Genomic DNA, 15451 nt, shown 5'->3' with positions numbered 1-15451 from the left:
GATGGCGACCTTGTCCGTCACCGCTGCAACGACCGCGTGGACCGGTCTCCGCAACGATCTGATCGCCGCCGTGGTGATCGCTGTGCTCGGCGCGATCGGCTGGTTCGTGTATCCGGACGATCTGGCGTTCCTGACACGCGTGATCGGGCTCGCCTTCCTGGTGATCTCGCTCGATCTCGTCACCGGCTATTGCGGTGTCGCGACGCTCGGCCATGCGGCGCTGTTCGGCGTCGGCGCCTATGCGGCCGGCAATTTCTGTCTGGCCGGCGTCACCGATCCGATCCTGATGCTGCTGATCGGTGCGCTTGCCGGCGTGGCCACCGGGCTGGTCTCGGGCCTGCTGGTGACGCGCTTCCGCGGTCTGCCCCAGCTCGTGCTGTCGATCGCGTTCGGTCAGCTCGTCGCCGCGCTCGCCAACAAGCTGTCGTCGATCACCGGCGGCAGCGACGGCCTGGCCGGCATCTCGGCGAGCCCGGTGTTCGGCATCTTCAATTTCGACATGTTCGGCCGCACCGGCTACGTGTTCTCGGTGATCGTGCTGTTGATCACCATGGTCGTGCTGCTGCGGTTCGTGCGCTCGCCGTTCGCGCTGATGTGCCGCGCCATCAAGGACGACACGATGCGGACGCGGATGATCGGCGTGTCGGTATATCCGCGGCTGGTGGTGATGTACTGCGTGGCCGGCGCCGTCGCCGGTCTCGGTGGTGCGCTGACGGCGATCAACACCGGTGTGATCGGGCTCGACAGCGTCAGCTTCGAACGTTCGGCCGAAGCGCTGATCATGCTGATCCTCGGCGGCGCCGGCAATCTGTGGGGCGCGTTGATCGGCACCATCCTGTTCGAGCTGTTTCATCATTACGTCTCGGCCGCCAGCCCGTTCCACTGGATGATCCTGGTCGGCGTGCTGCTGATCGTGGTGGTGCTGTTCTTCCCCAAGGGGCTGGTCAACGAGGTGACCCGACGGATCGGCGATTTCAGACAGGCGAGGGCGGCGCGATGACCACCTTGCTCGAAGTCCAGCACCTGTCGAAATCCTTCGGCGGCCTGCGTGTCACCGACGACGTCTCGTTCACGCTGTCGAGCGGCGACCGCGTCGCGCTGATCGGGCCGAACGGCGCCGGCAAGACCACGCTGGTCAATCAGCTCTCCGGAGATTTGGCGCCGTCGGACGGACGCATCCTGCTGGCCGGCGAGGACGTCACCGGCGCGTCGATCCCGGAGCGCGTCCGCGGCGGATTGGTGCGCACCTTCCAGGTGACGCGCCTGTTCACCAGCCTTACGGTCGCTGAGAACGTCGCGCTGGCGGTGATGCAGCGCCGGGGTCTGACCAAGCGGATGTTCTCTTCGGTCATGGACAGATCCGACGTGCGCGACGAGTGGCAGAGCGTGCTCAGCCTGCTCGGCATCGGTCATCTGGCGGCGACGCCGGTGACCAAGCTGGCTTACGGTCAGCAGCGGCTGCTCGATCTGGCGATCGGCCTCGCCATGAAGCCGCGGGTGCTGGTGCTCGACGAGCCCGCCGCCGGCGTGCCGCACGACGAGTCGCCGCGCATTCTCGAAGCGATCGGGCGGATGTCGCCGGAGATCGCGATCCTGATGATCGAGCACGACATGGATCTGGTGTTCAAGTTTGCGAGGCGCGTTCTGGTGCTGGCGAACGGCGCGCTGATCTTCGAAGGCACGCCCGCCGAGGTGAAGGAAAACGACGCCGTCCGTGCGGCCTATCTGGGAAACTATGCCGATGCCCGCCGCGCGTCTTGACGTCGAAGGCCTCAGCGCCGGCTACGGCTCGGTGAGCATTCTGAGCGACATCAGCTTCGCGGTGCCGGCCGGCGGGCGGCTCACGGTGCTCGGCCGCAATGGCGTCGGCAAGACCACGCTGCTGGCGACGCTGATGGGGCTGACTACCCACAAGAGCGGCTCGGTGCGTCTTGGCGAGCGCGACGTCACTGGGCTTAAGACCTTCGCCCGTGCCGCGGCCGGGCTCGGCTATGTGCCGCAAACCCGCGACATTTTCCGCTCACTCACTGTCGAAGAGAATCTGTTCACCGGTCTCAAAGGCCGGCCGCGGACCGAGCTCGAGTCCGTGTACGCGATGTTCCCGCGACTCGCCGAGCGGCGCAACCATGGCGGCATGCAGCTTTCGGGCGGCGAGCAGCAGATGCTGTCGCTGGCGCGCACGCTGCTCGGAAAGCCGAGCGTGCTGCTGCTCGACGAGCCGCTCGAAGGCCTCGCGCCGGTGATCTGCGATCAGTTGATGGAGACCATCGTCAAGTTGGCGCAGTCCGGCGAGATGACGGTGGTGCTGGTCGAACAGCAGATCGAGCGCGCGCTCGATTTCGCCGACGAGGTGATGGTGGTCGAGCGCGGTCGGATCGCCTGGCGCGGACTGGCGGCTGACTTCAGAGCGGACCGCGAATTGGCGGACCGGCTGCTCGGCGTCGGCATTGGCTGATTTGGCGCGGTGACGCGCAGGTCAGTCGGTGACGTCGAGGACTGCCGACAGCGCGACCCGGAGCGAGTCGATCGAATACGGCTTGCGGACGATCGGCAGTTCGCGCAAATCGGCCGGGATCATCGCGGTGTCGCCGTAACCGGTGGCGAAAATGAAGGGAATCCCGCGACGTGTGAGTTCGGCGGCAATCGGCAACGAATTCGCGCTGCCGAGATTGACGTCGAGGATCGCCAGCGTCGGCGGCGTCTGGGCAATCGCCAGCAGGGCTTCCTCCACCGACGATACCGAGATCACCGATTTCGCACCCATCGCGCCGAGCATTTCCTCGGCGTCGAGAGCGATCACCAACTGATCTTCGACCAGCAGGATCGAGGCCGCGGAGATGTTCAGCTCTCCCGCACCGAACGACCTGTCTCCGGTCGCCGGCGCGGACTGGCGGCGCTCCGTCTTCGTGATGAATTTACTCGGGATGCACAGCTTGGCCACCAGGCCGTCCGGCGCATAGTCGACCTCGCTCGTTCCACCGAGATCGAACGGGATGCTTCGGCTCAACAACACCGTGCCGAAGCCCTGCCGGCTCGGCGCACGAACCGTCGGGCCGTCGCTCTCGCTCCACTCGATCTCGCAGCGTCCGTCGTCGAGCACCGTCCAGGCGACCCTCAGCCGACCCGAGGAGCGTGACAGCCCGCCGTACTTCGCCGCGTTGGTCGCCAGCTCGTGCAGCACCAGGGCCAGAACCGAATAGGCGCGCGGATCGAGGCCGATGTCGGGGCCGTCGAGGGTGATCTGTTCTGCCGGGTAGGGCGACAACTCGGCCCGGATCAGATCCTGCAGCGCGCCGCCGCCGTCGGAGCGCACCACCTGATCGTGCGCGAACGACAGCGCCATGATCCGACCGCGCAACGCGGCAGCGAATTCCTCCAGCGAGCGGCCGTCGTCGGCCGGCTGATTCACCAGCGACTTGATGAGCGCCAGGATGTTCTTGACGCGGTGGTTCAATTCCTCGTTCAACACGCGCTGGCGTACCTCGGCCTTCTTGCGCTCGGCCGAGAGCACCTCGCTTTGGCGCAGCAGCACCTCCCGCAGCCCGACCTGGACCGTCGCGGCGTTGTCGCGATCGTCGCTGTTCCAGGGGAGCGATTGTCGGTCGACCTGTTCTTTCCAGATCGCGAAGCTTTTGCGCGGAGTGAGTCGATCGCCACGCGGGCCGGTGTCGTAAGTCTTGTTCGGATCGCCTGCCCAGTTCAGCGTCTGCACCTGTTCTTTACGGAAGAACAGCAGGTAGTCGCGCGCAGTTTGCGAGAGCGGGATCGCCAGCATCCCGGCGGCGGCCCCGGCGTAGTCCGACGCTGCGACGATGCGATCCGACAGCGCGTGCGTGGCGATGATATCGCTGCTGTCGCGGTCCGCGAGGAATTGCAGGATGGCCGGGAGCGCGGCCGGTGGCGGAGTCGAGCCGCGCGCGGTCCAGACGCCGTTCATCCAGAGTCCGACGCCGTCGCAGGGGATCAGTTGGGACATCCGCTCGAGGTTGTCGCGCAGGAAATCATCGACGGACGCATCGAACGACATGCCGCCCATCAGCCCATCGAGCGTCCGCCGCGTGCGAAGCGATGTCTGAAATCGGCGTTGATGATGGACCGCGGTGAAGTGCAACGAGAAGAAGTCCGCGAACATCTCGGCGGCGACACGCTGTGCCATCGGCACCCTGCGTGGTTCGTAGTGATGGCAGGCGATCAATCCCCACAGCGCGCCGTCAATGATGATTGACAGCGACATCGAGGCTTTGACGCCCATGTTGCGTAGATATTCGAGATGAATCGGGGACACGCTGCGCAGGTGCGCATACGATAGATCGAGCGCAGCACCGGAGGCGTCGCGCTCCGGCACGATCGGACTGCTGCTGTCGCAGGAATCCGAAATGACCCGGATCGCGTTCTTCAAGTAGAGCTGACGCGCCTGCTGCGGAATGTCGGACGCGGGGAAGTGCTGACCGAGAAAGCTCTCGAGGTCGCTCCGCTTGGCCTCGCCGATCACCTTTCCGGAGCCGTCGGCTGCAAACCGGTAGATCATCACGCGATGGTAGCCGAGCATCGCCTGCAGATAGCGTGGGACTCGTGCCGCCATCTCGTCGAGCGACTTCAACTCTTTGGTGCGTGCGATGATCTGCCGGGTCAACCGTAGCGGGTTGTCCGCTTCGTCGGCCGCCGCCGGTTCGAACTCGATGATCGACGTGCCGTCGTGCCGGTGCAGCGACACGTCGAAGGTGCGGCCGGTCGCGCTGTCGCGCCAGCCGAAGATCAAGGCGGGGCGTTTGGGGTCGGTCGCTTGCGCCAGGGCGTTGCGCAGGGCGTGCGCGTCGGACTCGTCGAAGTAGCCGGCGAGCGGTTCATCGGCGCGCGGCGTCTCGCGGCCCAGCACGGCCCCAGCGTTCTGTGACGTCCGGGTGATGCGGACGGCCTGCGCGTCGCACGCGAGCAGGCAGCCGTGCGGTTGAATTCTTCCAGGAATGTGGATCGGCTCGCGATCGCAGGACGTGAGGTCCACTTCATTCGACATGGTGGAGTCCGCTTTGAGTCCCGGTGTCGCAACCGTGCGTCCACGCGCGATCCGCCGCTGCGAGAGGGCAAAAAGGCGTGTTTGTCGAGGGGGGTGGAGCGCCGAGAGCCAAATAGATGCCTATGCGGTGAACGGGAGGCAGCCGTCCGTCTGGCCTGGGCCGGAGACACGCATCATCGGGTGGCTCGCTGGGACGCTGGAACCAACTTAACGAACTTGCATTGACTGTTCCGTTCACTAGTGGACACAGGAACTGTCGATGCTGCATTCTTCGGAGCGACCCAATAACAATTTGTTGCGAGCTTTGAACTCGCACGATTACGAGCTGATCCGTCCACATGTGAGATGCGAGACCAAGGTCGCGGAAGAGCTGCTTTACCGGCCGGGCGACCATGTCGGCAGTGCTTACTTTCCGTGCGGCCCGAGCCTGGTCTCGTATGAAGTCACCGATGGCGACGGTCGTAACGTCGAGACCATCCTGGTGGGGCGGGAAGGGGCGGTCGGCGGCATCGTCAGCTCGGGATTTCTGCCGGCCTATTGCCTGATCGTGGTCAAGTTCGACGGTCCGTTCGTCCGGCTGCCGATCGTCAACATTCAGTCCGCCAAGGATCGTTCGCCGAGCTTCAAGAACCTGTTCGCGCGTTACGCCGATTGTCTGATGGCCCAGATGTTTCAATCGACGGCATGCAACGCGATCCATTCGATCGAACAGCGAACCGCGAAGTGGATCGCCGCGGCGATGGACCGGACCGGCGACAGCGTGGTGCCGCTCACCCACGAGCAGCTCGCGGCGATGTTGGGGGTCGGGCGCAGCTACACCAGCCGCGTGCTGCAAGCGTTTCGTCAGGAGGGAATTCTCACCACTCGGCGAGGCGCACTGATCGTCGACGACGCGGACAAGTTGCGGTTGCGTGCCTGCCGCTGCAACTCGGCGGTGAAGGATCATTTCGACGTCGTGCTGCGCGGCGTCTACCCCGAACCGGACGACGCCGCAGCATAGCTCGAAAGAGCTTCAGCGGGGCGGCGGGCGCTTGAGATGCAGATAGCCGGGATCGAACTCGCCGATCTTCGCCACCCCCTGCCAGTTGCGGATGGTCAGAACGCCGTGACGGAAGTCCATCGTCTTGGAGGCGCGCAGCGTCGAGATCGTCCGGTTGACCGTCGCGATCGCCATCCCGAGCGTATCGCCGAGCTGGGACAGGCTGATCGGTAGCTGCATCGAATTGCCGTCGGTGAGCTTCGACACCTCTGCGCGGTAGAACAGCTCGCAGAACAAGTGCGCCATCCGGGCTCGCATCGTCCGCGCGCTGTTGTTGGTGATCGCTTCGCGGAAGATCGCCGCGTCGACCAGAGTCTCGCGCCAGATCGCCGTGCCGAGGCCGGGACGAGTCTCGAACATCCGCAGGATCTCCCGATGCGGGATTGTGGCGGCGGTCGCCGGTCCGATCGCGCAGATCGAATGATCCATTCGTTCGAGAAACATCCCCTGCGAGTCGGGCAGATCGCCGACCATGTGAAACGACAGAAATTGACGACGGCCGTTGTGCTGCAAATGATACCGGCCGACCATTCCGTCGACGACCAGCGCAGCGCCTTTCGGCGATTCGCCCTGCTGGACGAGGTCTTCGGTGCTATCGAGGTGGCGCAAGCTGTAGCTGAGGTTCCGAATCGCGGTCAGATCCTCGGCGGACAGGCGGGAATGCTCCCGCAACTTATCGATCAAGACGCGGTGGACGTCCTTCATCGGGCTTCCTCTTTGGGGCGTATCATCTGATACGGGATGCGTCTTAACGCTGCATGGCGGAACAAGTTGCAATTCGCGGCGGGCGTAGACCGGGCGCAGCTTCTTGCGGACCGGGGCTCGGGCATGCTCTGTCGTATCGGGACGATCGTTGCGGCATGTCGTCCGCTGCTTCGCGAGGAATTTCGATGACTGACCTCGGTCGGCTGTGGCTGGTCCGGCATGCGCCGGTGGACGGCCCGAAAGGCGTGATTCACGCGCCCGATGCTCCGGTCGATCTCGGCCATACGGTGCGGCTGGATTGGCTGCGCGAGGCGCTGCCGGCGGAGGCCGTGGTCGTGGCCAGCCCGAGCCGGCGCACCCGCGAGACCGCGGAGGCGCTCGGCTTTCAGCCGCTGCTGGAGCCGGATTTCCGCGAGCAGGATTTCGGGACCTGGACCGGGCGTCGCCACGACGATCTGGCGCGCGAACTCGGCCCCGCCTACGACGCGTTCTGGCTGGATGCCGCGCGGCTGGCGCCACCTGGCGGCGAGAGTTTTGTCGATCAGATCGAGCGCGTGCAGCGCGGCCTGACGCGCCTGCCCGGCGGGGACGTCGTCCTGGTGGTCCATTCCGGCACGATCCGGGCGGCGCTGGCGATTGCACTCGATAGCTCGCCGGACGCGGCGCTGAGCTTTGTGGTCGATCCGCTGTCGCTAACCCGGATCGACCGGATTGGCGCCGGCTGGCGTATCGTGTGCGTCAATCGCATCCCCGGCTAGGTTCTGGCCCGTCCCGCGGCTTGGCCATTTTTGCTTGCGCGCGAACCTGCCGCATGCTCTGGTTTTGCCGTCTTCGGTGCCTCGCGTGCGAGGTGAAACTGGGAATACGGTGAGGTGTTTTCACCAACTCCGTAGCTGCCCCCGCAACTGTAAGCGGATCTGCCTGGATCATCAGGCCACTGGCGTCATCGGCGTCGGGAAGGCGATCCAAGCGATATCCGCGAGCCAGGAGACCGGCCGAAGACGGACCTATCTAACCGATCGACGGCGGGTCGAGAGCGGAGCAGCGATGACCGAATTTTCTTAGCAGGCGAAGCCGCGCGCCAGCGGTGGTTTGCAGCGTCGTTCGACGACTGCCGCCGCTTTGCGCCATCACCCAATCAGAACCAGCCACAGCGTCGCTGCGACCGCGAGTTCGCGGTCCCGTGCTGCGGCGAGAGGGAGCGGTCATGGAGCCGAAAGACACGACCACTAACGAAGCTTTCAAGGGCTTCACCAATCAAGCGTGCCCGTTTCTGCCGTGTCATCGCGGCGTCGAGCGCGAGTTCAATTGCCTGTTCTGCTACTGCCCGCTCAGCGCGTACCAGTGTCCCGGGCCCTACAAGACGTTCGTCGATCGCAACGGACTGACGCGCAAGGATTGCTCGGACTGCACCCTGCCGCACAACGGCTATCGGCGGTCGTGGAATTTCATCCAGCGATGGCTGGAGCGCCCGGTGCCCTGGGACGGCCAGCCGCAGGATCCGCGTCGGCTCAAGCGCGAAGTCTCGGACAGCGGCGAGTGACCGTCGCGGGCGCCTCCGCAAGGCTCTCGTGGAGCCGCGTCGGAGGCGCCCTTACGGGCGCTTACAGCGATCGTGCGATCAGCAGCTTCATCACCTCGTTGGTGCCGCCGTAGATCTTCTGGATACGCGAATCGATGAACATCCGGCCGATCGGGTATTCCTGCATGTAGCCGTAGCCGCCGTGAAGCTGCAGGCATTCGTCGACGGTCTCGACCTGCTTCTGGGTGGTCCACCATTTCGCCATCGAGGCGGTGACGGCGTCGAGATTGCCGGCGATGAGCTGCACCAGACAGAAGTCGACGAACACCCTTGCGATGAAGGCTTCGGTCTTGCGCTCAGCGAGCGTGAACGCGGTGTTCTGGAATTCGATGATCGGCTGGCCGAATGCTTGGCGTTCCTTGGTGTAGTCCGAGGTCAGTGCGACGGCGCGCTCCATCGCCGCCACGGCGCCGATCGCGATGATCAGCCGCTCCTGCGGCAGTTGCTGCATCAGTTGCACGAAGCCCTTGCCCTCTTCGCCGCCGAGCAGGTTCTCCTTCGGCGTACGGGCGTTCTCGAAGAACAGCTCGGAGGTGTCGGAGGCGTGCAGGCCGATCTTGTCGAGGTTGCGGCCGCGCTTGAAGCCGTGGTTGTCCTTGGTCTCCAGCACGATCAGCGACAGCCCCTTGGCGCCGGCGCCGCCGGTGCGGGCCACCACGATGATCAGGTCGCAGTTCTGGCCGTTGGTGATGAAGGTCTTCTGGCCGTTGATGACGTAGTGGTCGCCGTCGAGCTTGGCGGTGGTACGCACACTCTGCAGGTCCGAACCGGTGCCGGGTTCGGTCATCGCGATCGCGCCGATCAGCTCGCCGCGCGCCATGCCCGGCAGCCAGCGCTGCTTTTGCGCTTCGGAACCGTAGTTCAGAATGTAGTGCGCGACGATGCCGCTGGATACGGTGACGCCGGACAGCGCGTCCGGGACGATCTGCTCCATATCCTCGTAGACCGCGGCGTCGTAGGCGAAGCTCGCGCCGAGGCCGCCGTATTGCTCCGGAACGCTCGGCAGCAGCGCGCCCATTTCGCCGAGCTTCAGCCAGGCCGAGCGGTCGACCATCTTCTGCTTGCGCCATTTGTCGCTGTGCGGCGCCAAGTCCTTGGCGAGGAATTTACGAAACTGGTCGCGGAACGTATCCAGCTCTTCGGTCATCCAGGGCGAACGGTACTGCATGTTTCCTCACTCGAATGGGCGGCCGCTTGCCGCGGCACATCACCCGCTGATCTAGGCCAGTTCGATTGTGCAGAATAGACCGTGCGCCCGCCGCATCTTGCGGCGTGTTGCTGCAGACCGGGGTGGTGTTCGCACGCGCACTGCGCGCCATACGGGAAGATGCGCTCAGGTCGCGCTGTCGATCAGGCTTTCAAGCAGCCGCTTCAACTCGGCGGTGGCCTTGTCGCCGTAATTTTCCGCGATGTGCGCTTCCTGGCTCAGCGCCAGCGCGTTGAGCCGCTGGGTCAGTGCCTTGCCACGATCGGAGCTGTACATCAGCACCTTGCGGCGATCCTCCGGATCTTGGACCCGATAAACCAGCGCGTCCGACACCATCCGGTCGATCATCTTGGTGAGGGTCGGGTGATTGAGCAGCACCGCCTCGGCGAGCTCGCCCATCGAGTGTCCCTTGCCGTCCGACAGGACCTTCAGAATCCGCCACTGCTCCACCGGCACCCCTTCGCCGCGCAGCCGCGCTTCGAGCTGGCGGTTGATCTCCCGGTTGGCCTGCGCCAGCAGATAGGCGAGGTGCTCCGTGATCGGTGGATTGCGGTCGGGCGATTTGGCCAAGATGAGACTTTATCGTTCGCTTTGAGTGAATCGGATGCGCAGTTTGCTGCATCTATATGCACAGCAATCCTTGAAGATTCAATATTTTCGAATAGCATCAATCGACGTACCCGGGGAGGGGATTTCGGCGGGGCCACCCGCACCAAGCAGGAGAGGGCGTGCTTTCGGCTGTCGATCTCGGACATACTGGTGTCTCTGGAATGCCGCTGCTCGGCTTGCTCGACCGCGGCACGCTCGGCGATGCGCGGTGGGTCGAAGGACCGGGGGACGGCGACGGCGCCGCCGCACGGCGTGCACGCAACAAGCTTCGCGTCGCCAATTTCGTCACCTTCCAGGGCTCCCCAGGATTGTGGGGGCCGGCGTCGACCAATGCGGCGCTGCTCGCCGCCGCCGAGATCAACAAGCGCGGCGGCATTCTCGGCCGCGAGATCGAACTGGTGTTCTGCGATGCCGGTGGCGCGATCGAGGACGTGGTCGAGCGCGTCTCGCAGTCGGTCGCGTGTGAGGACATCGATATCGTGATGGGGTCGCACATCAGCGCGGTGCGGGTCGCGCTGCGCAACGCGATCCGCGGCCGGGTGCCGTACATCTACACCCCGGTCTATGAGGGCGGTGAACGCGCGCCCGGCGTGATGGCGATCGGAGAGACGCCGCGCTGGCAGAGCCGGCCGGCGATTGACTGGCTGGCGCGGGAAAAGAAGGCGCAGCGCTGGTATCTGATCGGCAGCGACTACGTCTGGCCTTGGCTGTCGCACCGGGCGGTGAAGAAATACATCAAGGACGCCGGTGGCCAGGTTGTCGGCGAGGAATTCGTGCCGCTCGGCGAGGACGACCACGAGCGTCATCTCGACCGTATCCGCGCCGCCCGCCCCGATGCGGTGCTGATCTCGCTGATCGGAAACGACAGCGTCACCTTTAATCGCGCCTTCGCCGAAGCGGGACTTTCTCGGCACATCCTGCGTCTCGCCGGTGCGATGGACGAGACGGTGCTGCTCGGGATCGGCGCCGATAACACCGAGAATCTGTTCTGCGCCTCGGGCTATTTCGGCTGCTACGATTGCGCCGCCAACGATGCGTTCCGCGACTCCTATCGGCGGATGTTCGGCCCGACCGCGCCGCCGATCGGCTCGGTCGGGCAGTCGAACTACGAAGGGCTGCGGTTTCTGGCGACGATCGCCGAAAAGGCGCAGACGCTGGCGGCTCGCCCTTTGCTGCAGGCGGCACGAAACGTGGTGTATCAGGGCGGGCGCGGCGAGGTGACGATCCGCGACGGCCGTGCAAGGATGACGATGCACCTCGCTGAAGCCGACGGCCTGGATTTCAAATTGCTCCGCACGTTCTGAACCGCGCTGACCTCGTCAGCATCGATGAGCTTCAAAATAATACTTGAAAAGGAAAATATTTCCCTGTGTAGTATCGCAATGATGCGGCGGCGCTTCTGCTGAGCCGCCGCCGGTGTCCCTCCCCGGGTCGCCATTGCCGATCCGCCTACGCGCAGGAGAATGAACTTGGCCGTCTCGCTTCCCACACCCACGCAGCTTCTCGAAGTCGCCGATCAGTGCGGCCTGTCACTCACCGACGAGGACATCGTTTCGTTCCGCGGACTGATGCAGCCTTCGATCGACGCTTACAACGTGGTTGCGGCGCTGCCCGACGAAGTGCCGCTGGTGAAGTATCCGCGCACGCCGGGCTATACGCCGGGCGCGGAGGAGAATCCGCGCAATGCCTGGTATCGCAAGTCGAGCGTGAAGGGCGCGTCGTCGGGCAGGCTGAAGGGCAAGACCGTCGCGCTGAAGGACAACATCATGCTGGCCGGCGTGCCGATGATGAACGGCTCTTCGACCCTCGAAGGCTACGTGCCGGACTTCGACGCCACTGTCGTCACCCGCATTCTCGATGCCGGCGGCGAGATTCTCGGCAAAACGCATTGTGAGCATTTCTGCATGTCCGGCGGCAGCCACACCGGCTCCAATGGTCCGGTGCATAATCCGCACAAGATGGGCTACTCGGCCGGCGGCTCGTCTTCGGGGAGCGCCGTGGTGGTTGCGCTCGGCGAAGCCGATATGGCGATGGGCGGCGACCAAGGCGGCTCGATCCGCATGCCGTCGTCGTTCAGCGGCACCTACGGCATGAAGCCGACCTGGGGCCTCGTTCCCTACACCGGCATCATGCCGATCGAGATTTATGTCGATCACACCGGGCCGATGACTGCGAACGTCGAGGACAACGCGCTGCTGCTCGAAGTCATCGCAGGCGACGACGGTTACGATCCGCGCATCCGCGCTCCCGAGGTCCACGAGTACACCAAGGCGCTCGGCCAGGGCGTCAAGGGCATGAAGATCGGCATCGTCCGCGAAGGCTTCGAGCAGGCAGGCGCCGAAGCGGCCGTCAACGACAGTGTCCGCGAAGCCGCCAAGCGGCTCGCCAGCCTCGGTGCCACCGTCGAGGAAATCTCGATCCCGGCGCACAATCTCGCCGGCGCCGTGTGGATGCCGATCGGCACCGAAGGCATGACCCAGACCATGATGTTCGGCGACGGCTACGGCCTCAGCCGCCCGGATCTGTATTCCACGACGCTGATGAAGGCGCATCGCGGCTGGCGCGATCAGGCGGATTCGCTGTCCGAAACTACCAAGATGATGCTGCTGCTCGGCACCTACATCAACAACACCTTCGGGCCGCGCTATTACGGCAAGGCGGTCAACATCTCCCGCCGGATCACGGCGGCCTACGACCACGCGTTGGCGAATTTCGATTTGCTGCTGATGCCGACCACGCCGATGAAAGCGACGCCGCTGCCGGCGCCGAACGCGCCGCGCGAGGAAGTGATCGGTCGTGCCTTCGAGATGATCTCCAACACCGCGCCGTTCGACATCACCCATCACCCGGCGATGTCGATCCCCTGCGGCATGGTCGACGGGTTGCCGGTCGGCTTGATGCTGGTCGGCAAGCATTTCGACGAGCCGACGATCTATCGAGCGGCCCACGCCTTCGAGCAGTCCGGCGACTGGAAGACGATGTAGCCCGCGCGTGATGTCCATCAGCCGGTAACGCCGAATGGAAAACCTGTTCGCTGCCCTGTTCGAGATCCTGAGCTTCGGCTCCATCGTGGTGCTGGTGGTTCTGGGGCTCGGGATCATCGCCAGCATGATGGGCATCTTCAACTTCGCGCAGGGCGAGTTCGTCTTGCTCGGCGCCTACATCACCTATCTGGCCCACACCGCCGGCCTGCCGGTGTGGACCGGTATGGTCGCGGCACCGTTCCTGGTCGGTGCGTTCGGCCTGGTGCTCGAACGCCTGATCGTGCGGCGGTTCTACGCCGCACCGATCGTGGCGATGCTCGGCACCTATGCGCTCGGTCTGATCATCCGCGAGATCGTCCGCGGTCTGATCGGCGGCCTCTATATCTCCGTGCCGGAGCCGATCGGCGGTTCGATCACCGTCGGCGACGTCCATCTGTCGACTTGGCGGCTGGTGATCATCGTGGTCACCGCGCTGGTGATGATCGGCAGCTATCTGCTGCTGTCGCGAACCTCGTTCGGGCTGCGGGTGCGGGCGTCGCTGGAAAATCCGGCGCTGGCGCGGGCCTCCGGCATCTCCACCAACGCGATCTACGGTGCCACCTTCGCGTTCGGTGCGGCGCTCGCCGGACTCGCCGGCGCGCTGATCGTGCCGGTGTTCTCGCTGTTCGCCGATCTCGGCCTGCGCTTCCTGATTCAGGGCTTCATCGCGGTGATGGTCGGCGGCGTCGGCTCGTTCGCTGGTCCGGTCGCCGGTGCCGGCATCATCGGCACGCTGTCGGCGGCGCTGCCCTGGGTGATCCAGCCGGTGATCGCCGACGTCCTCGTCTTCGTGCTCGCCATCATTTTCATCAAATTCCGGCCGCAGGGCCTCGTCTCGGGAAAAGGGATCTAACCTGATGTCCAGCGACTCAGACTTTCAGCTCAACCGTCGCCGCTTCCTCTCCAACTTCGCCTTCGCCAGCACCGCGATCGCCACCGGTGTCGGAAGCTGGGTGGTCCCGGCGGGGTGGGCCAATGCCGCCGCCGGCCCGATCAAGGTTGGCATCGCCACCGATCTTACGGGTCCGATCGGTTACGCCGGCAACGCCGACGCCAACGTCGCCAAGATGGTGGTGAAGCAGATCAACGATGCCGGAGGTCTGCTCGGCCGGCCGCTGGAGCTGCATATCGAGGATACCGCCTCGAACGAGGCGGTCGCGGTCGGCAACGTCCGTAAGCTGATCCAGCGCGACAAGGTCGATGTCGTGCTCGGCGGCGTCACCTCGTCGATGCGCAATGCCATCAAGGACGTCATCGTCGCTCGCGGCAAGACGCTGTACATCTATCCTCAGCTCTACGAGGGCAAGGAATGCACGCCGTATCTGTTCTGCACCGGCCCGACGCCGGCGCAGCAATGCGACGAGTTCATTCCGTGGCTGATCAAGAACGGCGGCAAGAAGTTCGCTCTGCCGAGCGCGAACTACGTCTGGCCCCACACCCTCAACGTCTATGCCCGCAAGGTGATCGAAGCCAACGGCGGCGAGGTGGTGCTCGAAGAGTATTACCCGCTGGATCAGATCGACTTTTCCTCGACGGTCAACCGCATCATCTCCAACAAGGTCGATGTGGTGTTCAATACCGTGATCCCGCCCGGCGTCGGTCCGTTCTTCAAGCAGCTCTATGAGGCGGGCTTCCTCAAGAACGGCGGCCGTCTGTCATGCGTGTATTACGACGAGAACACGCTCGGCATTAACCAGCCGAACGAGATCGAAGGGTTGGCGAGCTGCCTCGATTACTTCAAGGCGGTCGCCAAGGACGATCCGGCCAGCGCCAAGATCCAGGCCGAGTACGACAAGGAATTCCCTGGCACATTCCTGTTCGCCGCCGGCAGCGCCGCCACCGGCACCTATCGCGGCCTGAAGCTGTGGGAAGCTGCGGTGAAGGAAGCCGGCAAGATCGATCGCGACGGCGTCGCCGCGGCGCTCGATCACGCCAAGATCGCCGACGGTCCGGGCGGCCCCGCCGAAATGGTGCCGGGCAAGCGCCACTGCAAGATGAACATGTACACCGCCGTCGCCAAGAACGGCAGCTACGAGATCGTCGAACGCAGCAAGGGTCTGGTCGACCCGAAGGAATGCTGATGCGGTCGCCAACGTCTTGCCCTGGCAGACCTTCACATGCTGCGCCGCGTCGGCTCGCGCGGACTTCACCTCTCCCCGCGTCCGCGGAGAGGTCGACCGGCGTCGCGAAGCGCGGCCGGTCGGGTGAGGGGGCGTCTCCGCATCACCGAGCGTCTGCGATTCGCGGAGGCGCCCCCTCACCCCAGCCCTCT

At 64.7% G+C, this 15451-nt stretch carries 14 protein-coding genes and 1 riboswitch; of the genes, 10 read left to right on the top strand and 4 right to left on the bottom strand.

Going from position 1 to position 15451, the window contains the following annotated elements:
- The first annotated feature begins 1 nt into the window (after nt 1).
- The 3 genes from M9H71_RS23020 to M9H71_RS23010 are packed head-to-tail and all read left to right on the top strand — an operon-like array spanning nt 2 to nt 2455.
- A complete protein-coding gene (locus tag M9H71_RS23020; protein WP_455407200.1) occupies nt 2-1000 on the top strand; it encodes a branched-chain amino acid ABC transporter permease in 999 nt (332 codons plus the stop codon).
- A complete protein-coding gene (locus M9H71_RS23015) occupies nt 997-1761 on the top strand; it encodes an ABC transporter ATP-binding protein (protein WP_455407199.1) in 765 nt (254 codons plus the stop codon). The genes M9H71_RS23020 and M9H71_RS23015 overlap by 4 nt, the downstream gene beginning before the upstream one ends.
- Nucleotides 1742-2455, top strand: a complete 714-nt coding sequence (locus tag M9H71_RS23010) for an ABC transporter ATP-binding protein (protein WP_455407198.1) — start codon at nt 1742-1744, stop codon at nt 2453-2455. Before M9H71_RS23015 ends, M9H71_RS23010 begins: the two co-directional genes overlap by 20 nt.
- A gap of 21 nt (nt 2456-2476) precedes the next feature.
- Here the strand turns inward: M9H71_RS23010 and M9H71_RS23005 are convergent, their stop codons facing one another.
- Nucleotides 2477-5014: an HWE histidine kinase domain-containing protein gene (locus M9H71_RS23005; protein WP_455407197.1), complete on the bottom strand. Its 2538-nt coding sequence runs from the start codon at nt 5012-5014 to the stop codon at nt 2477-2479.
- Between the two features lie 259 nt (nt 5015-5273).
- Here M9H71_RS23005 and M9H71_RS23000 point away from each other — a divergent pair, with 259 nt between their 5' ends.
- Entirely contained in the window at nt 5274-6014 is a 741-nt protein-coding gene (locus M9H71_RS23000) for a Crp/Fnr family transcriptional regulator (RefSeq protein ID WP_455407196.1), read from the top strand.
- A 12-nt stretch (nt 6015-6026) separates the two neighbouring features.
- Here the strand turns inward: M9H71_RS23000 and M9H71_RS22995 are convergent, their stop codons facing one another.
- Nucleotides 6027-6758: a Crp/Fnr family transcriptional regulator gene (locus M9H71_RS22995; RefSeq protein WP_455407195.1), complete on the bottom strand. Its 732-nt coding sequence runs from the start codon at nt 6756-6758 to the stop codon at nt 6027-6029.
- A 185-nt stretch (nt 6759-6943) separates the two neighbouring features.
- On the opposite strand from M9H71_RS22995, the gene M9H71_RS22990 reads away from it, so the two are divergent.
- The gene (locus tag M9H71_RS22990; RefSeq protein ID WP_455407194.1) at nt 6944-7516 is read left to right on the top strand and encodes a histidine phosphatase family protein; all 573 of its coding nucleotides are present in this window, start codon (nt 6944-6946) and stop codon (nt 7514-7516) included.
- A 57-nt stretch (nt 7517-7573) separates the two neighbouring features.
- Nucleotides 7574-7772: riboswitch (cobalamin riboswitch) on the top strand.
- Nucleotides 7773-7965: 193 nt separating this feature from the next.
- On the top strand, nt 7966-8301 hold the full coding sequence (locus M9H71_RS22985) for a cysteine-rich small domain-containing protein (protein WP_455407193.1): 336 nt from the start codon (nt 7966-7968) through the stop codon (nt 8299-8301).
- A 61-nt stretch (nt 8302-8362) separates the two neighbouring features.
- On the opposite strand, the gene M9H71_RS22980 is transcribed toward M9H71_RS22985, so the two are convergent.
- Together M9H71_RS22980 and M9H71_RS22975 are read right to left on the bottom strand one after the other, a co-directional pair.
- Complete coding sequence (locus M9H71_RS22980; RefSeq protein ID WP_455407192.1) at nt 8363-9508, bottom strand: acyl-CoA dehydrogenase family protein; 1146 nt, start codon at nt 9506-9508, stop codon at nt 8363-8365.
- A gap of 165 nt (nt 9509-9673) precedes the next feature.
- Complete coding sequence (locus tag M9H71_RS22975; RefSeq protein ID WP_455407191.1) at nt 9674-10117, bottom strand: MarR family winged helix-turn-helix transcriptional regulator; 444 nt, start codon at nt 10115-10117, stop codon at nt 9674-9676.
- A 158-nt stretch (nt 10118-10275) separates the two neighbouring features.
- Here M9H71_RS22975 and M9H71_RS22970 point away from each other — a divergent pair, with 158 nt between their 5' ends.
- The 4 genes from M9H71_RS22970 (at nt 10276) to M9H71_RS22955 (ending at nt 15260) form a co-directional block, all read left to right on the top strand.
- Complete coding sequence (locus M9H71_RS22970) at nt 10276-11460, top strand: substrate-binding domain-containing protein (RefSeq protein ID WP_455407190.1); 1185 nt, start codon at nt 10276-10278, stop codon at nt 11458-11460.
- 165 nt (nt 11461-11625) lie between these two features.
- On the top strand, nt 11626-13140 hold the full coding sequence (locus tag M9H71_RS22965) for an amidase (protein WP_455407189.1): 1515 nt from the start codon (nt 11626-11628) through the stop codon (nt 13138-13140).
- Between the two features lie 34 nt (nt 13141-13174).
- On the top strand, nt 13175-14032 hold the full coding sequence (locus tag M9H71_RS22960) for a branched-chain amino acid ABC transporter permease (RefSeq protein WP_114358697.1): 858 nt from the start codon (nt 13175-13177) through the stop codon (nt 14030-14032).
- Between the two features lie 4 nt (nt 14033-14036).
- A complete protein-coding gene (locus M9H71_RS22955) occupies nt 14037-15260 on the top strand; it encodes a substrate-binding protein (RefSeq protein ID WP_455407188.1) in 1224 nt (407 codons plus the stop codon).
- Nucleotides 15261-15451 lie beyond the last annotated feature (191 nt).

Source organism: Rhodopseudomonas parapalustris, from assembly GCF_053772255.1.
The sequence above is the reverse complement of the archived record's forward strand: the minus strand, read 5'-3'. Positions and strand labels throughout refer to the sequence as shown.